Origin of the sequence: Glutamicibacter arilaitensis, assembly GCF_044793945.1 — a bacterium.
Taxonomy (GTDB): Bacteria; Actinomycetota; Actinomycetes; order Actinomycetales; family Micrococcaceae; genus Glutamicibacter; species Glutamicibacter arilaitensis_B.
Genome location: NZ_CP084994.1, coordinates 2,855,779 through 2,876,828 on the forward strand (window position 1 = coordinate 2,855,779; position 21,050 = coordinate 2,876,828).

Genomic DNA, 21,050 nt, shown 5'->3' on the forward strand with positions numbered 1-21,050 from the left:
ATCAGGCGCGGAATATGACATTTCCACGTCATCGAAGCAAGGAAATTTAATGCCATGGCAATCAAGAGAAGAATCGACGAGGCGGCCGGTCGCGCAGCCCTTCGCGACTGGGCCAAAAACGCTGAAATACAAGGAAAAACACCCCGTCCAGCACTAGCCATGGCGGTGCGTTTCGCATTGGAAGAACTCGCTTCTCGGGCCGAGGGAAACTCGGTTGAAGTGCGCATTCCGCCCTTTGGTGTGACCCAATGCATTGAAGGGCCCCGCCACACCCGTGGTACACCGCCAAATGTGGTCGAAATGCCCGCCGAATTATGGCTTTCACTGGTCACCGGACGCACCGACTGGGCATCGGCCACGCAAACGGGCCAACTGCACGCCTCGGGACTAAGGGCAGACTTGTCGGCACACCTGCCGCTAATTGAGTACCCTTAAAGCTATGGAGCAACACCCCGCTACCCCCGCATCCGCTGACCAGCCAATCCAAGTGCAGGTTCATGCAGCACCTCGTTTCTGGCCATTCGTTCTCACCGGAGCCGTTATCGGCGCTCTGATCGGTGCAATCATTGGCTTCATCGGTGAACCTTCCATGGATTACACCGTCGGTTCGGCTGTCGGATTCTTCGCCATGTTCTGTGCAGGACTTGGCATCGGGCTAGGCGCGCTCGCATATGTAATTATCGATCGCGTGACTTCGCGCAAGACCACCCAAAAACTGGCGGTACCCCTGGCCGGGGACACCGGCAGCGAGCAACAAGGCTAGGCGCCCTCCCCTTCCCAGGAAGGCAAGCGGTGGCCGCGCACCTGGTCGCCGCTCACCACATAAACGGTCGGTGTCGACCAATAGATACATGAGAGAATAATTGACATGGCGCGTGGCGATGGATTCCTAAATCATGACTTGCTTCCCAACGAAAAAGGGCCGCAGGACGAATGCGGCGTTTTTGGTGTCTGGGCACCTGGCGAAGAAGTAGCAAAACTAACCTATTACGGGCTGTACGCTTTGCAGCACCGCGGACAGGAGTCCGCCGGCATCGCAACTAGCGACGGCTCACGAATCAACGTGTACAAAGACATGGGCCTCGTATCCCAGGTCTTTGACGAAAACACCTTGAACTCGATGACCGGTCAATTGGCCGTTGGCCACTGCCGCTATTCGACGACCGGTGCCAGCCACTGGGCCAACGCGCAGCCAACCTTGGGCCCGACCCAGACCGGCACCGTAGCCCTGGCACACAACGGCAACCTCACCAACTCGGCGCAGCTGGCCGAAATGGTTGAGGCCAAGCAGGTCGCCGAAGGCGGCAAGCTCCGCGGCGAAATCGCCCAGGGCAACACCACCGATACCGCGCTGGTCACCGCCCTGCTCGGTGGCAAAGAAGGCCAGAGCCTCGAAGAGACCGCACTGGAACTCCTGCCCAAGATCGAGGGCGCCTTCTGCTTCGTGTTCATGGATGAAAACACCATGTACGCGGCCCGCGATCCGCACGGGGTACGCCCCTTGGTTCTGGGACGGCTGAACCGCGGCTGGGTGGTTGCCTCCGAGCAGCCCGCCCTTGCCACCGTGGGCGCCTCTTTCATTCGCGAGATCGAGCCCGGTGAATTGATCGCCATCGACGAGACCGGCATCCGTTCCACCCGCTTCGCCGAAGCCACCCCGAAGGGTTGTGTCTTCGAGTACGTCTACCTAGCTCGCCCGGACGCTACCATTGCCGGTCGTTCGGTGTACGAGGCCCGCGTCGAGATGGGCCGACAGCTGGCCCGCGAAAATAGCGCAGACGCAGACATCGTCATCCCGGTCCCGGAATCCGGAACCCCAGCGGCCATCGGCTACGCCGAGGAGTCGGGCATTCCGTTCACCCACGGCTTCGTGAAGAACTCCTATGTGGGCCGTACCTTCATCCAGCCTTCGCAGACGCTGCGCCAGCTGGGTATCAAGCTGAAGCTCAATGCGCTGGAGACCGTGCTGCGCGGCAAGCGCGTAGTGGTCGTGGACGACTCGATCGTGCGCGGCAACACCCAGCGTGCGGTAGTGCGCATGCTGCGCGAGGCCGGAGCCGCCGAGGTGCACGTGAAGATCTCCTCGCCACCGGTGAAATGGCCTTGCTTCTACGGCATCGACTTCGCCACCCGCGCCGAGCTGATCGCCAATGGCGCGGCTGTGGAAGAGATCGGCAAGTCCATCGGCGCCGATTCCTTGGCCTACATCTCCGAAGACGGCATGATCGGCGCCACCATGCAGCCGCGCGAGAAGCTGTGCACCGCCTGCTTCACCGGCGACTACCCGATCGCGCTGCCTGGTGAAGATCGCCGCGGCAAGAACCTGCTGGAGCAGGCGAATCAAAGCGGCTGCGAGCCCGGCCCGGATGCCGAGCTCGAAGCAACACTCTAATCAGTAATCCATCACCCACCTCGTTGCAAGCGGCACCGGCTATCCGGTGTTCACGACAGAAAAGGATCCATCTGCCATGAGCGGCACGCAAGAGCAGCCAACCTCCATCACCTACGCCGGAGCTGGCGTCGACGTCGAGGCCGGTGACCGTGCCGTCGAGTTGATGAAGGGCGCGATCAAGGCCACCCACACCAATGGCGTGGTTGGCGGAGTCGGCGGATTCGCCGGCCTGTTCGACGTTTCCTTCCTCACCGGGTACAAGAAGCCCTACCTGGCCACCTCCACCGACGGTGTGGGCACCAAGGTTGCGATCGCCCAGAAGCTGGACATCCACCACACCATCGGCCAGGATCTGGTGGGCATGGTGGTCGATGACATCGTCGTGGTCGGCGCCAAGCCGCTGTTCATGACCGACTACATCGCCACCGGCAAGGTGGTTCCGGAGCGCATCGCGGATATCGTGCGCGGCATCGCCGAAGGCTGCAAGCTGGCGGGCACCGCCTTGGTGGGCGGCGAAACCGCCGAGCACCCGGGTCTGCTCGCGGAAGACGAGTACGACGTGGCTGGCGCCGCCACCGGCGTCATCGAAGCCGATCAGCTGCTCGGCCCCGAGCGCGTGAAGGTCGGCGACGTCATCATCGGCATGGCTTCCTCGGGCATCCACTCCAACGGCTACTCGCTGGTGCGCCGCGTGATCGCGCACGCCAAGTGGGAGCTGGAGCGCGAGGTCGCCGAATTCGGCCGCACCTTGGGCGAAGAGCTGCTGGTTCCGACCCGCATCTACACCACCGCTTGCCTGGACCTGATCGGCGAGCTGAACGACGGGGAGAACTTCGGCGTGCACGGCTTCAGCCACGTCACCGGCGGCGGGTTGGCGGCCAACCTGGCCCGCGTGCTGCCTAAGGGCCTGATGGCTCGCGTGGACCGCTCCACCTGGTCACTGCCTGCAGTCTTCTCCACCATTGCGCAGCTGGGCAATGTGCCGCAGCCGGACCTTGAGCGCACCCTGAACCTGGGTGTGGGCATGGTTGCGGTGGTCGACCAGAACGTCGCTGACCGCGCGGTGGCGCTGCTGAACAAGGCCGGCATGGGCGCCTGGATCATGGGTTCCGTGGAGAACCTCGAGCCCTCCGCTAGCTCCGCAGGTCTGGACTTCGTCCAGGGCGCCAAGGGCGTGGATGGCGGCGCGGTCCTGCTGACCGGCAACTACGCCAAGTAAGTTTCGAAGCATCCCGCAAAAAGGGGGCGATGTAGCACCGCGCTGGTGCCGCATCGCCCCCTTTCTGTAAGCCCCCATAGTTTCCAGCCGCTTATCCACAACTTGCCCGCCAGCTGCCCGCAGCAGGCAATCCTGGGCCAGGCTGGGGCACATGAGTACGCACGATGCCACCGCCCAAGCGCTGGATCAGCTGGCTAAAGCCGTCAGCCAGGTCCAGCAGGCAACTCGCGCCCTCGCCCGGATTGACTTGGCACCGGGCCACGCCGCGTACTACGCCTGGCTCACCGAGAAATGCGCGGCCGAGCTCACCCGCAGCCAGATTCATGCGGCCGACGCACTGCGCTCCAGCGGTGCCCACCAGCTCGATGAGCAGTCGCTGCAGGCCGTGGTCGATGCCGGCCCCTCCCCCACCATCGAAACCCTTGAACAGCTTTCGGGCCACCGGGCCACCGGGCGTGCTCACTTCACCGACTGCACCTCGATGTACACCTCATGGCTTCAGGTCCCGGTCTCCGCAGCCAACTACCGGCTTGCCCAGGCGGACGCACTGATTGTGCGGGTCAGCGAGGACGGAATGCGCCATGCACCGAGCTATCCGCTGCTCTCCGCCGAATTCACCGGCCAGCAAACCGACCCACGCCTCGTGGCCCAGGCCGCTGCCAAACTCCGCGGCGCTCAAAAAGACCTGCCTTCCGCCGCGCAACGCGATGCTCTCGAAATCCAGGCGGCCGCCTTGCTCCGGCAGGAACCAGAAACCGCCATGACGCACCTGGGCAGGCTGGTCCAAGAGCAGATTGGCATTCAGCGCCCGCCCCAGGCACTCGTCGCGGAAGCCGGGATATTCCGCAAAGGCATCCGCAACGGCCTGGTGATCTATCAGCTGAAGGTCCTGCCCCACGAGGCGGAACTCATCGAATCCATCCGTACGCAGATCAATAATCCGGGGACCATCGCCGGTAACCGGCAGGAACTCGCCCAGCTGACCGCGCGAACCTACGCCCAGGCAGGCAGTGGCGCATCAACGAGTTCCGCCGAGGAGTCCGGGGCAGTGCCAGAATCACCTCCGGCAACCGCCCAGTGGGATGATCCAGAGACTATGCCCCGCTGGGCCCGGGAAGGCACCGTCGATGAGCAAGGAATCGCCGCGGAGAATGCCGACGCGCAGGAAACTGCCAAAACGTTGCCCGGCACCCCGGAACCCGACGCGTTCGTTCCCATCGATCCCACCACCGCGCTGGCAATCCCGTCCGGCGATTCCTTCTACCCGCAGACCTTCGAAGATCTCACCCCTGCGATGCGGCATCTGACCGCCTTGCTCAGTGCGCTTCGGTCCACCGGTGCCGCGGGGAAGAAAACCACCGGAATCGTCACTCCCCAGGTGGTTGTGCATCTGGACTTCGCGAAAATGATCGCTGGCGATGCGAACTACGCGATCACCGAAAACGGCATCTCGCTCTCCGACGCCGAGGCACGCACGCAGATGTGCAATGCGGGCATCCTCCCTGTCGTCTTTAACGGCCAGGGACAGATCCTCGACGTAGGTCGGGCTGAACGGCTCTTCCCGGCACATATGAAACGAGCTTTGATTGCCCGCGATCGCGGTTGCCTGTATCCGGGGTGCACCATGCCGGCGGGACGCTGCGAAGCAGACCATCTCCTACCTTGGGAGGAAGGTGGTGAGACGAGCGTCGAAAACGGGGCAATGTTCTGCCCCCGGCACCACCACGCGCGCCATGCAGGGCTGTTCCGAATCATCATCCGAAAAGACCAGCCTCCGGCCGTTCTCCTACCTCGGTCTTTGGACCCGCCGCAAATTCCCCGCCGTAATACCTACTGGCTATCGCCGGCAGAAGTACTTGGATCTCGCGCAGGCTGACTTCTGAGCTGGGGTGCCCATACCAGTGCAGGAGTCCATTTCGAGGCAGGGAGATTTCTCTAGAATCGGTGCGCCTGGTCTTTCGATTCGGAATGCGGCATGCGTGAACGGCAGCCGGTGCGCGGATCGGGGTGGACCGCCAATCGACGATTCTGGAAAATCGCCAACCGGCTTGGCGCATCCCCAACCGTGTCTGGTGCATTCAATTGCTAATTGAGCTGTTCCATCGCATGCGATAGCGGGACCCGCCAGCGCCACGTGGCTTTCTCCTCGCCGCGCACATGTCCATTGGTTACTAAAGCGACCGGTAAGCCGCGTTTGACGAAGTTCAACAGGATCTTGTAACCGCTCATGACCGCCAGTGACGAACCCAGCACCAACAACCCGGTAGAGCCCTCCTCAAGCTGTGCCATCTGCTGTTTGCGCTCGACCGGAACGCTCTCGCCGAAGTACACAACATCGGGTTTCAACGCCAAGGAGCCGCAGTTTTCACAGCTCGCCATCACGAACCGGTCAACCCAATACTGTGGCAGTTCCACATCGCCGTCCGGATTGATGGCACTGGGGTCGATTTCAACGGATTCTATGTAGCCGACGTTAAGCTCCTGCAAGCGGACGTCAAAATGTTGGCGGTCTTCTGTCTGGCCACATTCCAGACACCGCACAATTGACAGGTCTCCGTGCACCGGTATCACTGTTTTTGATCCGGCCTGGTGATGCAGACCATCGACGTTTTGCGTAATGATTCCACTGATCAGGCCGGTATCTTCCCAGAGCACCAACCGGCGGTGAATGTCATTTGGTTCGGCTCGGAACATGTGACGCCAACCCACGAATCCGCGGGCCCAGTAGCGATGGCGCGCCTCAGGCCGGTATTTGAATTCCTGATAGGTCATCGGGCGGTGGCGTTGAAGCGAGCCGTTTGGTCCTCGGTAGTCGGGGATCCCGGAATCGGTGGAGACGCCCGCCCCTGTCACCACCAGAACATTTCCACGGTCGAGCATTGACTGCACGCCGGCTCTGGCATCTTCTTCTGCGGAAGGTTCCGCTTGCTGCTCCACAATGCGTTGCATGGATCGGATCGCCGAGTGATGCGCCATTTGGATGGAAAGCTCTTCTGGGGTGCTCACGTTCAGACCTTTCGGAGCGTTCGGGGACGACAAAGGCCGCAACGACCTTGTAGCTAATTTAGCTTAGTCGTTGCGGCATGTCGTAAAAATGTACTGAAGAGCTGCACAACTTCATATGAAGGCAGGCACCCGAGCCAAGGACTCTCGGTTGAGTAGCTGAGGGTTAGTCAGCGTCGTCGTCTCCGGAGTACTTCTTAGTCAGCTCGTCGTAGTCAGACTCTTCGTCGTCATGCGACGAATTATCAGGCTCCACATTCTGGGCATGATAATCGGACCGGACACCAAGCTCGCGCTCTAGTGCCGTAAGGTCAGTCGAGGGCGAGTAGTACTTGATATCTCGCGCTTGACGCTGTGCTTTAGCCTTTTGACGGCCGCGCCCCATGGCGTGACCCCCTCTTTTCAGTAGAGTCGGGAGGTGGTCCACCTAATAGGTGAAGGCCCCCGAATATGTGATCAGTTCTTTCGTAATTAAAGGTTAACACGATTCGACGGCGAGCGCTGAACGCAACACGTGTCAGACCCGTTAGACTGTCGATTAGTCCAACGACTATTTAGTGAGCTTGCTCCCTTTCAAACCTAGGCGAACCTTCAAGGAGCATTACAGGTGGTGGAAAAAGATCTACCCGAGCCGCAGGCGGCCTTACCGCCCTTGCAGCCTGAACCGGAGAAGTCCAAACGGCAAATCGGCCAGTGGGTCCTACTTGTCATAGCCGTTTTAGCCCTGAGTGCCGCGGTGGTATTCGTTGTACTTCGCTTTATTACGCCCACTACGCCAGAGGCGAACAATGTGGAGCGTAATCCAAGTCCGGGCCTGGATGGAATCATTGCCGCGTCCATTCCACCCGAACAACTCATACTCGGCGATTGCCTTCGTGGTTTCGAGTCCCCGTTGGCAACGCAGACCGTGGTTACTTGTAATTCGGCCCACAATGCTCAGCTCATCGGAACTTTCGAGCTCACCGGCGAAGACTACCCTGGTTCCAACGAGTTGCTGACCGAGTCCGAGACGCTTTGCAAGTCAGTGGCTTTGGACCCCAGCGCTGGCCTCGATTCGACCTGGACCTATCACTTCTCTCGCCCGTCGGAAAGCACCTGGACGCAGGGGGACCGTCAGGTCTCCTGCTTCCTTAGCCTCTCCGAAGGAAACGTGCGCAACTCGCTGCTTCCCGAGAACGAAGAAAGCTAAGGCACGCTATATTTTTCGCTCACTGTGGCCGGTGGATTCCACCGGCCACAGTTGCTTCCATTGCCCTACTACTCTGCTCGCGTTTCCTCGCCGCGGGAGACCATGAGCTGGTCGCCCTCTGGGTCGAGGCTCACCTTGACGGTATCCCCGTCTTGGATGTTTCCGCTGAGGATCTGGCGAGCTAGCCGGTCACCGATCTCTCGCTGAACCAGCCGGCGCAGCGGGCGGGCACCGTAGGCCGGATCGTAGCCAGTCAAGGCCAACCACTCCCCTGCGGCTTCGTCCACGTCGAGGCTTAGCCGGCGTTCGGACAGTCGCTCGCCCAGCAAGTCGATTTGCAGCTTCACGATATTGCCAAGCTGGTCGATGCTCAACGGATCGAAGATGACGACCTCGTCCAAACGGTTCAAGAATTCCGGTTTGAAGGACGCATTGACCACGCTCATCACAGCAGCTCTCTTGTCTTGCTCCTCCATATTCGGATCCACCAGGAACTGGGAACCCAAATTAGAAGTCAGAATCAAGATCGTGTTTCTGAAATCGACGGTGCGGCCCTGCCCATCGGTCAAGCGCCCGTCGTCCAGCACCTGCAGCAGAATATCGAAGACCTCAGGATGCGCCTTCTCCACCTCATCGAGCAGGATCACCGAGTATGGCCGACGGCGCACAGCTTCGGTGAGCTGTCCACCCTCTTCATATCCCACATATCCCGGAGGTGCACCGACAAGCCGAGCAACCGAGTGCTTCTCGGAGTACTCGGACATGTCTATTCTCACCATGGCTCGTGGGTCATCGAAGAGGAAATCGGCCAGTGACTTAGCCAGCTCGGTCTTGCCCACACCGGTAGGTCCAAGGAACAAGAAGGACCCGGTGGGGCGGTCCGGATCAGCGATCCCGGCACGCGTGCGCCGCACCGCGTCGGAGACTGCCGCAACCGCTTGGTGCTGCCCGATCAACCGCTGACCGATGCTTTGCTCCATGTCCAGCAGCTTTTGGCTTTCGCCCTGCAGCATACGCCCGGCGGGGATGCCGGTCCAGGCAGAAATGACCTCAGCGATATCGTCGGCCGTAACTTCGTCCGCCACCATGGTGTGTTCCGTAGTTTTGCCAGCTTCGGCTTCGGCAGCTGCTTCCAGTTCCCCTTGCAACGTCGGGATCTCGCCGTACAGCAGGCGCGAGGCGTTCTCCAGGTCTCCCTCGCGCTGGAACTTTTCGGCCTGCGAGCGCAGGTCGTCCAATTTCACCTTCAGGTCACCGACGCGGTTCAGCCCTGCCTTTTCCGCGTCCCACTGCATGTTGAGCGCATCCAGCTTTTCCTGCTTATCGGCCATATCAAAGCGCAGCGCTTCCAGCCGTTCGATCGAGGCAGGGTCCGTCTCTCCGGAGAGCGCCAGCTCCTCCATGGTCAGCCTGTCGACCTCGCGGCGCAGCTCGTCGATCTCTTCCGGTGCGGAGTCTATTTCCATGCGCAGTCGGCTCGCAGCCTCGTCAACCAGGTCGATGGCCTTATCTGGCAGCTGCCTGCCGGAGATGTAGCGGTTGGACAACGTGGAGGCGGCCACCAGCGCCGAGTCGGCGATGGAAACCTTGTGGTGCGCCTCGTAGCGCTCCTTCAGGCCACGGAGGATGGCGATGGTGTCATCCACGCTTGGCTCCCCCACGTAGACCTGAGCGAAGCGACGCTCCAGGGCCGGGTCCTTCTCGATATTCTCGCGGTATTCATCCAGAGTGGTCGCACCGATGAGCCTCAGCTCGCCACGGGCGAGCATCGGCTTGAGCATATTGCCCGCGTCCATGGCACCCTCGGAGGCGCCGGCACCGACCACGGTGTGGATCTCATCGATGAACGTGACGATCTGCCCATCGGAGGATTTGATCTCTTCCAGTACCGACTTCAGCCGTTCTTCGAACTCGCCTCGGTATTTGGCGCCAGCGATCATGGATCCGAGATCCAAGGAGATCAGCGTTTTGCCGCGAAGGGATTCTGGCACGTCACCGGCGATCATGCGCTGGGCGAGTCCTTCGACGACGGCGGTCTTGCCTACGCCTGGTTCACCGATCAGCACCGGATTGTTTTTGGTCCGCCGCGAAAGCACCTGAACTACGCGTCGGATTTCCTTGTCACGGCCGATGACCGGATCCAGCTTGCCCGAGCGAGCAAGCGCAGTCATATCCGTACCGAACTTTTCCAGCGCTTGGAAGGTGTCTTCCGGGTTCGGGTTGTCGACCTTGCGGTCCCCGCGGATGGTTGGCAGGGTCCCTACCAGCAGTTCGCGAGTGGCTCCGGCATTGCGCAAGGCTTCGCCAGCCCGGGTCTGGTCGGAGGCCAGTGCGATGAGTAGATGCTCTGTGGAGACGTAGGTGTCCCCCATATTGTTCGCGATCTCTTGTGCGGTGCTGACCGACTGGAGCAGTTGACGCGAAAATTGTGCTTGAGCCACCGAGGATCCCGAGTTTGCCGGCAGTGCATTAATGACGGCGCTTGCCTCGACCGAGAGAGCATCTACGTCTAGCCCTGCGGTTTTCAGCAGTGCCACGGCGACCGAGTCCCGCTGATCCAGCAGAGCCTTCAGCAGGTGTGCTGGTTCGATCTGCGGGTTGCCCGCGGTCGACGCATTCATCCCGGAAGCAGATAGTGCCTCTTGGCTTTTGGTGGTGAGCTTGGTATCCACGCGCATCCCTTCTCTCTGAGGGTGAATCAATAAACTTGAGTGTACTTAACTCAACTCTACTCTTTGTATCGATATTCCGCGGTTGCGAAACAATTTTTGAGAATTTTGCGTGGCGACGCAAATAGCTTGCCCCGAGTTATCGCCGGCAACTCAGGTACGGACATACATTGCGCGGCCCCTCCCTAGTTCCGGTTCACGCATCGGAGAACAATGCGCTCCATGGCTATTCGGCGCCAGCACCACGGCCTGGCGCGTGCACCACGAAAGCCTCGTCGAACGGCAACGGATCTGAGCCGCAGATTTTGAGCTCTTGGCTCCTGGATCGATGCGCAGCCGACGCGGTTCAGCCTACGCGAGGGCGCGACTTCGCGATACGGCACCTAGGTGGTCGGCACGTCACGCCGGCGGAAGCCAACGAAGCCAAGCGCGAACAAGAGGACGGCGACTCCCGCCAGCCCGAGCATGTACCCGATGTCTGGTTGCTCGGTGAACGCGGCTGGCAGCCAGTAGAAGGGCGAGATTCCGTGCACCCAGTCCGGCAGGTCCTGCAGCAGCCCGCCGAACATGCCGATCACGAAAGTGTAGATCAGCAGCACCCACCCGGCGCCCGACGCCCGCGGGATCCACGCATACAGGACCGTGGCAAATCCCAGATAGCTGGCTAGGGCCACAAGATAGGGCCACAGCACCCCGGTATAGTCAGCGAAAGTCTGTTCCGCGTAGCCGACGGACACCGCGCCTAGCCACATGGCCCAGATGCTGACCGCGGCAAGCATGCCTGTGCCCAGCGCCGCGACCAGCAGCTGGGAAGCGAACCAGCGGTACCGGGATACGGACGTGGCCAGTGCAATTTCGGCACGGCCGGCGCCTTCCTCCGCCTTGGGTCGCTGCCCCATCACGACCGCATACGCGGCGCAGCACAGCATGGCGAACAAGATCATCACCCCAAGGAACGCCGTGGTGAACTGGCCCGGATCTTCGCCGAACACTGCGGCGAAGACCGGATTGCTCTCCGGGATTTCGGAGATCATGGAGGTGATGTCAGGCAGCAGCGTGCCCGACGCAAACCACATGAGGCCCAGCCCGAGTGCGCAGCAGATGAGCGCGGTGCGCTGCTGGAGCCAGGCGAGGGTGGCCGGCCCGCGCAGAGTACCCCGGGCGTCGGACCGTCCGGCACGGACCGCGATCAGGCCTCCGCCGAAGTCGCGGCGTGATCCGAGGAAGGCTCCAACCAGGAGGAAAAGGACGATGGCGACGACGCACAGCGCGGCGGGCCACCAGCGCACATCGACAAAGGGCCGCATCTGCTGTGGCCAGGCGATCGGTGAAAACCATGACAACGAGCTGCCCTGCCGCTGTTGGATATCGCCTGCGGCGCGGATCATGAACGCGAGACCGAATGCCGCGAGGCTGATGCCGACCGCGCCGCGACCGCGCTCGGTCACCTGCGCGGCCACCAGAGCGATCGCGCCGAACACCATGGCGCCCAGCCCGCTGCCGACCGTCAGTGCGAACGAGTCGCCCAGGGGCAGCTCGTCCCCACCCACGCCGGAAAGCGCGAGAGCCGACACTATCGCAATCACCGCGTTCACGAGAAACAGGGTGAGCGCCGCCGCGACCGCGGGCGCGTGCCGCCCCACCGCCCGCGCAAGCACCAGCTCCGAGCGCCCGCTCTCCTCCTCGCCACGCGTGTGCCGCACGATGTGCAGGATGCTCATGATCGCGAGCCCCATGACCATCCAGGTGATGCCCTCGTTGGCGATGGCGACGCCCACCGTGTAGTTCTCGATGCCGTATCCGGGTCCGCCCATGGCGATCCCGCTCGGGGTCTCCATGATCAGCGCGCGCCCGGCGAGCGCCGGGTCGCCCATGGCGCCGAGCGCCACCACGAAGTACGCATAGAAGAACACGATCGACGCCGTCCATACGCCCAGGCGCACGCGGTCCCGGCGCAGCATGAACCGCACCATTCGTCCGGTCCCGGTCAAGGCCGCCGAGAAGGCCGGAGGAGCCACGGAAGCGGCCGACGAAGACGCAACGTGGGCGTTCATCGCGCACCCGCGCCCTTGGAGCCGGCGGCCGCTTGGTTCGCCGCTGCCTCGTCGGGGTCGAGCACGTCGCCGTAGTGGCGCATGAACAGGTCCTCCAGCGACGGCGGGGTGGCACTTATGCTGCGCACATCGAGAGCCGTGAGCGCCGAGAGCACGGTGCCGATCTGCACGTTGTCGGCATCGAACGTGACCCGGGTGGCGCCGTCAAAGGAGGTGGCCACCAGATCATGGACCCCGGGCAGCGCGGCGAGCGCCGACGGGTCTGCACCGACCACCGCGCTCACGCTGGTGCGAGTGAGGTGCCGCAGCTCCTCCAGTGTGCCGGACTCGACATCCTTCCCGTTGCGGATGATCGTGACGGTGTCGCAGACCTTCTCGACCTCGGAGAGGATGTGGCTGCTGAGCAGCACGGATTTGCCCTCGGCTCCGGCCTCGCGGAGGTACCCGGTGAACACGGACTCCATCAGCGGGTCCAGGCCGGAGGTCGGCTCGTCGAGCAAGTACAGCTCCGCGTCCGCCAGAAAGGCCGCAACCAACGCGACCTTCTGCCGATTGCCTTTGGAATAGGTGCGCGCCTTCTTGCGCGGATCCAGTTCGAAGCGCTCCAGCAACTCGGCTTTGCGGGCTTTGAGCCGCGGCTTGTCGACGCGGCCACCGAGCCGGGCGAGGTAGTCGATGCACTCGCCTCCGGTCAGGTTGGGCCACAGGCTGACGTCGCCGGGCACGTAGGCGATGCGCTGGTGCAGCTTGACGGCGTCGCGCCATACCTCGCCGCCGAACAATCGTGCGGAGCCGGCGTCGGCCCGCAGCAGGCCAAGCAGAACACGCAGGGCGGTGGATTTGCCGGCCCCATTGGGACCCAGGAAACCACGGATCTCCCCGGGCTGCACACTCAGGCTCAGCCGGTCCAGGGCCCGCACCCTGCCGAAGGACTTGGACAGCTCGTGGATCTCGATAGCTGGTCTCATGCTCATGGCTAGCTCACTTTCAAATGCCTGTCGCAGTTGTTGCTAATCAGCGCGCTCGGGCGCGCCGGGCACTGTCGCCAGCCGCTAGGGCGGGGTGGACATATATGCGAGGCAGTCCTCCAGCGCACGACGGGAGGTGAGATAGCCCTCGGTGAACAATTCCAGCAACGGCAGGTAACTGCGGCTCAGATAGCCGCGGACGATCGACGCGAGGTCTGCTGGGTTCGCCGGTGGCCTGAGCGTCACCTCCAGAAGCAGCGCGCCTAGCGCGGAAAGCGTGAGGTATCGCGCCCGCGCTGCTTCATCCCGGCTGGGCACGATCACCCCCGCGGCGACGTTCTCGCGCTTGAGCCGGCGAAAGGCGGCCAGCATGTTTTCATCGCACGCGTCGCGCGGCTTGGCCTTCGAGCCGAAGTGGTGCATCGCCAGGCCGGCGCTCACCCCGGGGTCTGACGCGATGATCCGCGCTGAGACGCCGAAGCCTTCCATCGCAAGCCGGTAAGCCGCCGCATCGCGGATCCTGGCGCGCGCGGTCAGGTCGCTACTACCCGGCGACGACGCGGACGTCGTGCTTCCCGCAGGGTCTTGCCCACCCCTAGCTGAACGCATGTTCAAGATTCTAGTCCTGTGTTCAGCCCGGTGCATAGGTCCTGCCGGCGTTCGGCTCGCGGGAATGCCGAGGGGTCTGCGCACGCAATCTTTGGCATGGCTCGGTCTGCGGATGGCGAAGCCTCAGTCAGCCAAGGCGGAACCTAGCCAAGCCGCCTCTTCGCAGAGGCATCGCGGGCCGCGGTCTTGACCTCGCTACCGCATCTGGCACAGTAAGTCGCATGACTAATCCAGATGCCCCAATCCACTACCGCCAAGACCCGGCCGAGCTGGCGGACGAGTTCATTGACCAGCACCGCCAGATGCTGCTTGGATATCTCGACGGAATGACCGAGGCTGAGGCAAGGACGCGCTTGGTTGCCTCGAAGACCACGCTGCTCGGGTTGCTGAAGCACGCGGTGTTTGTAGAAAGAGTCTGGTTTGGCGAGGCCGCCACCGGGGCTACGCGCGCAGAACTCGGTATTCCGCAATCCCCGGATGAATCATTTGACCTGGCGCCAGAGGACACGATCGCCTCGGTAAGCCGAGCTTATCGACAAGCAGTAATCCGCTCCCGCGAGATCCGCCAAGGCCTGGCCGATGATGCGGTGCTTTCCGGAAATCGACGTGGTCCGCTCTCGCTCGCGTGGGTGCAGCTGCACCTGCTGCGCGAGCTCGCCCAACACTGCGGACACGCAGAAATCCTTCGCGAACAGCTGCTCGACGCACGCACCGATAGTTGAACAAGTCTCGCAAATGAGCAAGGGCCGACTCCCAAGTTATGGGAATCGGCCCTTACCTCGCTAGTGGAATATTAGCGGCGAACGTTGCCGATGAAATAGTCGGAAGGAACGATTTCCTTGCCCAACGGCATCAGAGATACCGGAATCATCTTCAGGTTCGCGATGCCCAGCGGGATGCCGATGATCGAAACAAACATCGGGATCGCGGTAAGCACGTGGCTAATGGCAATCCAGATACCGGCAAAAATCAGCCAGATGATGTTGCCCAATGTTGAAAAAGCGCCCACCGGCCCGCGATCAACGACCGTGCGCCCAAAAGGCCACAGCGCGTAACCGGCAATTCTGAATGAAGCGATGCCGAATGGAATCGTGACAATCAACAAGCAGCAGATTATGCCGGCCAGCACATAGCCCAACGCTAACCACAGTCCCCCAAAAAGAAGCCAAATGATGTTCAGTAAACCGCGCACTAGATCTGTCATACTTCAAGGATGCCGGTTCGAGGCTGTTTCCCGCCATAGGGGAACACCCGGAGCGCCCCCTAGTTTTTCGCCTTGCCTGCTCGGCGGGTGTGCAACGCCCTAAGGAATCCAAGTTTGTGCCGCCCGGTACTCGGCTAGGATTAATGATCATGAGCGAACGTAGCGAAGAGCAGCCTGCAGTTACCGGCAAGGCGGCCAAAGACCCATCCTATTTCCGTGCCGAACCGGTCTCTTTCGTACGCAGAGGCAATCGGCTGCAAGGACGCCGCGCGGCGGCTTGGGATCGCAATGCCGATCGCTACGTAATCGAGCCACCGCGTAAAATCGCAGATACCTCTGTAGCAGATGACTTCCGTTTGGATCCCGAGCAGGCGTTCGGACGCGTCGCTCCGCTGATCGTAGAAATCGGTACCGGTTTGGGCGAATGTATCGCAAACGCCGCGAAGGACGATCCGGAGCGGAATTACTTGGCGGTCGAAGTGTATCTTCCAGGATTGGCCCAGCTAATGCTCAAGGTCGAGTCATTCGAGCTGGAAAACGTGCGTGCGGTCCAGGCCAACGCGCCAGAAGTATTGGACGTGATGCTCGAAGAGAATAGCGCCGACGAGCTCTGGATCTTCTTCTCAGATCCTTGGCATAAGCCGCGCCATCACAAACGCCGCCTCATCACCTCCACATTTTTGGACAAGGTCGCACGCGTGCTGAAACCCGGCGGAACCCTGCGTCTTGCCACCGACTGGTCGAACTACGCCGAGCAAATGCGCGAGGTACTGGAAGCTCACATGGCTTTCGAAAATCAGTTCTCCGGACATAGCGCCGGCGAAGAGAGCAACCTGACTAAGGTGCGCCAGAACGGTATGGAAGGCTTTGATCCTGAACCAGAATTTGTTGACGACCGTGGAGGCTGGGCACCTCGATTCGAGCGCCGCATCCTCACCAGTTTCGAAGGCAAAGCGCTTAAGGCAGGTCGTTTAGTCTTCGACTTGGCCTACACCCGGACCGCCAAGTAAGCCATAGTTTCGCAGGGCCATGATTGCAATAGACTTGCAGCCATGGCCCTTTGCGCAACCCCCACCCTTGAATTTGCCGATGTCAGGCTCGAACAGCTCGGTCAGAAGCATTCGGCTGACCGCAGCGACCTGGTGGCCCGGGGTGGACTAGACCGGGTCTGGTTCGCCAAGACCCCATCGGCGCAAGGCATGGACACTGAGATTGAGCGGCGCCTGGCCTTGCAGGTCGAAGGCAAGATGGCCCCATTCGCAATTCTCGACCTGCGCAGCAATAAAGTGGTGGGCGCGACAACCTATCTCAATATCGACGCTGCCAATCGTCGAGTGGAAATTGGTTCGACCTTCCTTGGGCTTGCACATCAAGGCACGGGCATCAATGTCGCAGCGAAGTACCTGCTGCTTCAGCGTGCTTTCGAAGAGCTCGATTGCATTGCCGTGGCTTTCTGCACGCATTGGCATAACCAGCAGTCCAGGGAAGCCATCGCCCGGCTAGGCGCTAAGCAAGATGGGGTGCTGCGCAATCACATGTATGACCCACGCACCGGCACCTTGCGAGACACCGTGGTTTTCTCGATTTTGCCGCACGAATGGCCTACCGTGAAGCAGGGCCTCTTGGCACGTTTAGCCAAACACGGTCGCGTCTAGGAATTCGCAGTACTCAGCCGAGCAAGGATTTCGCCGCGTCTTCGCGCAGTTGTACCTTGCGAATTTTGCCGGTGACGGTGATCGGGAATTCGTCGATGATCATGACATAAGCCGGGATCTTGTAGTGTGCCAATTTCCCTTCGGCGAATTCCTTGATGTCCTGTACTTGGAGCGGGGCCTTATTTGCTTTCATCTTGATGCAGGCGCAGATCTCCTCACCATATTTTTCATCTGCAATGCCCACCACTGAGACATCTTCGATATCGGGATGCTTGAATAGGAACTCTTCGATTTCCCGAGGATAAATGTTCTCACCTCCGCGGATCACCATGTCTTTGATTCGCCCCACGATGGTGCAATAGCCATCCTCGCGCATCACCGCGAGGTCTCCAGAATGCAGCCAGTGCTCGGAGTCGATAGTTTCTGCGGTTTTTGCCTTGTCGTTCCAGTAGCCGAGCATCACCGAGTAGCCTCGGGTGCAGTATTCGCCTGGTTGCCCGCGTTCTACCGTCTCGCCGGTTGCCGGATCTACGATTTTAACTTCAAGATGCGGGTGCACCCTGCCGATAGTTTCCGTCCGCGCCTCCAAATCATCATCGGCACGTGTCTGGCAGGAAACTGGACTGGTTTCGGTCATTCCGTAGGCAATGGATATCTCGCTCATGTTCATCTCGTCGAGGCAGACACGCATCACCTCGACAGGACATACCGATCCTGCCATAATCCCGGTACGCAGAGTACTCAGATCGTGGGTGCCAAAGCTGGGATGATTTTGCATGGCAATAAACATGGTGGGTACGCCATATACCCCCGTGCATTTTTCTTCGGCGATGACCCGCAAGGTAGTTTCGGCGTCAAAGCTCGGGGCCGGAATCACCATGGTGGTCCCGTGCGCGGTGCATCCGAGGTTTCCCATCACCATGCCGAAACAGTGATAGAACGGCACCGGAATGCAGAGCCGGTCCTCCGGTCCAAGTCCAATGGTCTCCGTGACAAAGTACCCGTTGTTCAAGATATTTCGATGGCTGAGCGTTGCACCCTTCGGGTAGCCGGTGGTCCCCGAGGTGTATTGAATATTGATTGCTTGATCCGGGGCAGTCTGCGCCAGCCGTATCGCGATCTGGCCCGGTTCCACGTCCTGTCCGGCTTGGAGGAGTTCGGTCCAGTCACCGGTGTCGAGGTACACCACACGCTCAAGTGTTGGGGTTTCCTCCGCACAGCGTTCAACCATGTCTCGATAATTGCTCGTCTTGAAGTTAGACATGGTAATCAGCATCCGCAGGCCGCTGTGATTAACCGCGTAGGAGTATTCGTGGCTGCGATATGTCGGGTTCACGTTGACGAGGATCACGCCGATTTTTGCTGTGGCGTATTGGGTGAGCGTCCATTCGGCGCAGTTCGGTGCCCAGATGCCCAACCGGTCTCCCTGTTCCAGACCTACCGCGAGCAAGCCGCGGGCGAGGTCGTTGACCGCTTGGTCTAGCTCATTCCAAGTCCACCTTCGCCCGCTGGCCACTTCCACAAGCGCCTCGCGATCACCGTATTTGGCAACGGTGCGCTCCAAATTTGTGCCGATGGTTTCCTCGAGAAGCTGCGCGCCCATTTCACCTTGTGCGTAGGATTTCATGCGTGCACCCCCAAACTGGGGAATTTAGAAACCTTTGGTGTCACATGAAAGTGCGCCGTCGCGGATTGGTGTTCGTGCACGAAGCTCTCCGTCCTCAAAGCAGTCATGCTGCGCTGTTTCTGAGTCCGGAACGGTGATCCGGCGCGCAACACCGCGATTCGCGAAAGGTGAGGCGGATCACGTCATTCTGAGACTAATCCGTAAGCCGGCAATTGGCCAGTTGAAATCGGAGAGAGGTGTTGCTTAGCGTGAGAGATGCGTGGCGTCCCCGCGCTTGGACCTATCGGCCGATGGCGCGGCGGGTGGTGAATAGAGTAACGCTTGGTTCTCGGCGTGCCGGGCGCATGCCGCGGGCCATGGACACCACGTCGCCGGCGACCGTACCTGCGGCGAAGACGCGAGTCTGTCCTTGCTGAACCATTAGCAGTTCATCGCGCAGCTCGGCCACTTGGCCTTGGAGGAGGGCTACCTGGTTTTGAAGCTCGATGATGCGTTTAATGCCTTCGAGCGAAACGCCTTCTTTGCTCAGCTGCTGCACCTGACGCAACAACGAGACATCTCGTTGGGAGTAGCGACGTTGCTTGCCCGATTGGCGGCTTGGCGAGACCAATCCGATGCGGTCGTATTGCCGCAGAGTCTGCGGATGCATATCGGCTAGTTGCGCGGCGACTGAAATGACGAACACAGGTCGCAAGAACTCGTGGGCCATGAAAGTCAGTCTCCTTACTACCTCTGCTTGGTACACATCCATTGTCCACCTCGGCGCGCCCCTTTCGGGGCACGCCGACGCGTTGCACTACAACGCTCCAGGAATATTCCTAGAGCCTGGCCTTGGCTTCAAGACCCACGCGAGGATCTTCGCCCTCGGTGGCTGCGGCGAAATCTTCGATCGCCGCCTTGGCCTTGTCGTTCAGGTTTTGTGGAATCACGACGTCCAAGACGATCAGCATGTCACCGGTGGCCTTAGAGGTCTTCACCCCACGCCCCTTCAGGCGCAATGTCCGACCTGAGTTCGAACCGGCAGGCACCTTCATGGCAACCTGCTCCCCTTCGAGAGTTGGCACGTGGATCTTGGCTCCGAGTACCGCCTCGTCAAAGGTGATCGGCAGGTGCACACGAATGTTGTTCTCTTCGCGTTTGAAGAACGCGTGCTCGGTGACCTTGACCTTGACCAGCAGATCGCCGTTGCCGGCCCCTCCTGCCTGGCCCCGGCCGCGCACGCGCACCGATTGCCCATCCTTGATTCCTGCCGGAATACGCACGTCAATGACTTCACCGCTCTGCTCACGCAATCCGATGGTGGTGCCCTTGATGGAGCCCGCGAAGGAGATTGTGGTGCTTGCCGTTCGATCCGCTCCCTTGCGTGGTGGGGCGCTTTGGCCGAATCCGCCACCAAAGCCTGCCCCGCCACCGAAGAGATCGGAGAAGTCGGGCTGGCCGCCGCGGCCGCGTGTCGCTCCTCCACCACCGAAGAGGTTGGAGAAGACGTCGTCGAATCCTGCTTGGCCGCCCGGAGCGCCGCCGGCTCCGCCAGCGCTGAACCTCGCGCCGCCGCCCATGGCACGGATGGCGTCGTATTGTTCGCGCTCTTCCTTATCGGAGAGCACCGAGTTGGCCTCGGAGATATCCTTGAATTTCCGTTCGGCGTCCGCATTACCCTGATTAGTGTCCGGGTGGTACTTACGCGCTTGCTTGCGGTACGCCTTCTTGATGTCCGCCGCATCGGCGTCCTTGGAGACGCCCAGAATGGCGTAGAAGTCTTTGTCGATCCAGTCCTGACTTGCCATCAGGGCCCCCTTTCTTTCGACTAGCGATTCGAAACTGCCCACTGACGAATTTTCGGCAGTGGGCAGTTTCGCTATCCAGATGTGCGGCTATTCGCCGGTGGCGACTAGTACCTGCGCGGCGCGCATGGTGTAGGTGCCCTTGCGGTAACCGGCTCGCAATACCTGTCCTACGTGATCCGCCGGAATCTCGGGAACCGGTTGGCGCAGCAGAGCTTCGTGGACGCTAGGGTCAAATTCAACCCCAGCCTCGTCGATTCGCTCCAGGCCATGCGATTCCAAGATCGTGTCCAGCTTCTTGGCGATGGCCGCGAAGGGTCCATCGGCCAAGTCGCCGTGAGCACGAGCGGCATCGATGTCATCGAGTACCGGAAGCAAGGTGGCGAGCACCGATTGGACGGCGCCATCACGCACTGCCACTCGGTCACGCTCAACGCGCTTGCGGTAGTTGACATACTCTGCCTGCAGGCGGAGCAGATCGTTGCGCAGCTCGTTTTCCTTCTCGGTGACCTCAGCCTGTGCCTCTTCGACACCGGCGGCCGCCTCGTTCAGGATCGCCTCGGCCTGACCCAAAGCGTCTGCAGTCTGCTGCTCATTGGCGGCGTTCTGCTCGTTCTCCGGCTCCTGGCCGGAGTTGGCGTTCTGGTCCTGTGCCTCGGACATATTCCCTTCTCTCC

Annotated in this window: 20 protein-coding genes; 9 read left to right on the top strand and 11 right to left on the bottom strand. The window is 61.0% G+C overall.

The genetic code is table 11. The features are described from left to right. Positions 1–54: 54 nt before the first annotated feature. The 5 genes from LG294_RS13465 to LG294_RS13485 all read left to right on the top strand — a co-directional run bounded on the left by LG294_RS13465 (position 55) and on the right by LG294_RS13485 (position 5,487). On the top strand, positions 55–435 hold the full coding sequence (locus LG294_RS13465; protein WP_404286507.1) for a sterol carrier family protein: 381 nt from the start codon (positions 55–57) through the stop codon (positions 433–435). A gap of 4 nt (positions 436–439) precedes the next feature. Further along, positions 440–763: a hypothetical protein gene (locus tag LG294_RS13470; RefSeq protein WP_404286509.1), complete on the top strand. Its 324-nt coding sequence runs from the start codon at positions 440–442 to the stop codon at positions 761–763. Positions 764–868: 105 nt separating this feature from the next. After that, positions 869–2,392 carry an amidophosphoribosyltransferase gene (gene purF / locus LG294_RS13475; protein WP_404286511.1) on the top strand — a complete coding sequence of 508 codons (1,524 nt, stop codon included), beginning with the start codon at positions 869–871 and terminating at the stop codon, positions 2,390–2,392. 76 nt (positions 2,393–2,468) lie between these two features. Continuing rightward, positions 2,469–3,611 (top strand): phosphoribosylformylglycinamidine cyclo-ligase, encoded by a 1,143-nt coding sequence (purM, locus tag LG294_RS13480; RefSeq protein ID WP_404286513.1) that lies wholly within the window; start codon positions 2,469–2,471, stop codon positions 3,609–3,611. Positions 3,612–3,762: 151 nt separating this feature from the next. Then, positions 3,763–5,487, top strand: a complete 1,725-nt coding sequence (locus LG294_RS13485) for a hypothetical protein (RefSeq protein WP_404286515.1) — start codon at positions 3,763–3,765, stop codon at positions 5,485–5,487. A 209-nt stretch (positions 5,488–5,696) separates the two neighbouring features. Here LG294_RS13485 and LG294_RS13490 read toward each other — a convergent pair whose 3' ends face one another. Continuing rightward, a complete protein-coding gene (locus tag LG294_RS13490; protein ID WP_404291774.1) occupies positions 5,697–6,587 on the bottom strand; it encodes a Sir2 family NAD-dependent protein deacetylase in 891 nt (296 codons plus the stop codon). 193 nt (positions 6,588–6,780) lie between these two features. Beyond that, on the bottom strand, positions 6,781–6,999 hold the full coding sequence (locus tag LG294_RS13495) for a DUF3073 domain-containing protein (protein ID WP_404286517.1): 219 nt from the start codon (positions 6,997–6,999) through the stop codon (positions 6,781–6,783). A gap of 225 nt (positions 7,000–7,224) precedes the next feature. Here LG294_RS13495 and LG294_RS13500 point away from each other — a divergent pair, with 225 nt between their 5' ends. Beyond that, a complete protein-coding gene (locus tag LG294_RS13500) occupies positions 7,225–7,803 on the top strand; it encodes a septum formation family protein (protein WP_404286519.1) in 579 nt (192 codons plus the stop codon). A 68-nt stretch (positions 7,804–7,871) separates the two neighbouring features. Here the strand turns inward: LG294_RS13500 and clpB are convergent, their stop codons facing one another. The 4 genes from clpB to LG294_RS13520 all read right to left on the bottom strand — a co-directional run bounded on the left by clpB (position 7,872) and on the right by LG294_RS13520 (position 14,103). Then, positions 7,872–10,475, bottom strand: coding sequence for an ATP-dependent chaperone ClpB (gene clpB / locus LG294_RS13505; protein ID WP_404286521.1), 2,604 nt, complete (start codon positions 10,473–10,475; stop codon positions 7,872–7,874). 380 nt (positions 10,476–10,855) lie between these two features. Beyond that, positions 10,856–12,445, bottom strand: coding sequence for an ABC transporter permease (locus tag LG294_RS13510; RefSeq protein ID WP_404286523.1), 1,590 nt, complete (start codon positions 12,443–12,445; stop codon positions 10,856–10,858). Between the two features lie 77 nt (positions 12,446–12,522). After that, positions 12,523–13,500: an ATP-binding cassette domain-containing protein gene (locus LG294_RS13515; RefSeq protein WP_404286525.1), complete on the bottom strand. Its 978-nt coding sequence runs from the start codon at positions 13,498–13,500 to the stop codon at positions 12,523–12,525. Positions 13,501–13,578: 78 nt separating this feature from the next. Beyond that, on the bottom strand, positions 13,579–14,103 hold the full coding sequence (locus LG294_RS13520) for a hypothetical protein (RefSeq protein ID WP_404291776.1): 525 nt from the start codon (positions 14,101–14,103) through the stop codon (positions 13,579–13,581). Between the two features lie 221 nt (positions 14,104–14,324). Here LG294_RS13520 and LG294_RS13525 point away from each other — a divergent pair, with 221 nt between their 5' ends. Beyond that, on the top strand, positions 14,325–14,825 hold the full coding sequence (locus LG294_RS13525; protein ID WP_404286527.1) for a DinB family protein: 501 nt from the start codon (positions 14,325–14,327) through the stop codon (positions 14,823–14,825). Positions 14,826–14,896: 71 nt separating this feature from the next. Here the strand turns inward: LG294_RS13525 and LG294_RS13530 are convergent, their stop codons facing one another. Further along, positions 14,897–15,307 (bottom strand): YccF domain-containing protein, encoded by a 411-nt coding sequence (locus tag LG294_RS13530; RefSeq protein WP_404286529.1) that lies wholly within the window; start codon positions 15,305–15,307, stop codon positions 14,897–14,899. 149 nt (positions 15,308–15,456) lie between these two features. Between LG294_RS13530 and trmB the strand changes: the two genes are divergently transcribed. Together trmB and LG294_RS13540 are read left to right on the top strand one after the other, a co-directional pair. Further along, the gene (gene trmB / locus LG294_RS13535) at positions 15,457–16,317 is read left to right on the top strand and encodes a tRNA (guanosine(46)-N7)-methyltransferase TrmB (RefSeq protein ID WP_404286531.1); all 861 of its coding nucleotides are present in this window, start codon (positions 15,457–15,459) and stop codon (positions 16,315–16,317) included. Between the two features lie 42 nt (positions 16,318–16,359). Then, complete coding sequence (locus LG294_RS13540; protein WP_404286533.1) at positions 16,360–16,962, top strand: GNAT family N-acetyltransferase; 603 nt, start codon at positions 16,360–16,362, stop codon at positions 16,960–16,962. Between the two features lie 13 nt (positions 16,963–16,975). On the opposite strand, the gene LG294_RS13545 is transcribed toward LG294_RS13540, so the two are convergent. The 4 genes from LG294_RS13545 to LG294_RS13560 form a co-directional block, all read right to left on the bottom strand. Then, on the bottom strand, positions 16,976–18,589 hold the full coding sequence (locus tag LG294_RS13545; protein WP_404286535.1) for an AMP-binding protein: 1,614 nt from the start codon (positions 18,587–18,589) through the stop codon (positions 16,976–16,978). Between the two features lie 280 nt (positions 18,590–18,869). After that, positions 18,870–19,298: a heat shock protein transcriptional repressor HspR gene (locus tag LG294_RS13550; protein ID WP_404286537.1), complete on the bottom strand. Its 429-nt coding sequence runs from the start codon at positions 19,296–19,298 to the stop codon at positions 18,870–18,872. Between the two features lie 109 nt (positions 19,299–19,407). Continuing rightward, positions 19,408–20,376: a DnaJ C-terminal domain-containing protein gene (locus tag LG294_RS13555; protein WP_404286539.1), complete on the bottom strand. Its 969-nt coding sequence runs from the start codon at positions 20,374–20,376 to the stop codon at positions 19,408–19,410. 87 nt (positions 20,377–20,463) lie between these two features. Further along, the gene (locus LG294_RS13560; protein ID WP_404286541.1) at positions 20,464–21,036 is read right to left on the bottom strand and encodes a nucleotide exchange factor GrpE; all 573 of its coding nucleotides are present in this window, start codon (positions 21,034–21,036) and stop codon (positions 20,464–20,466) included. Between the last annotated feature and the right edge of the window lie 14 nt (positions 21,037–21,050).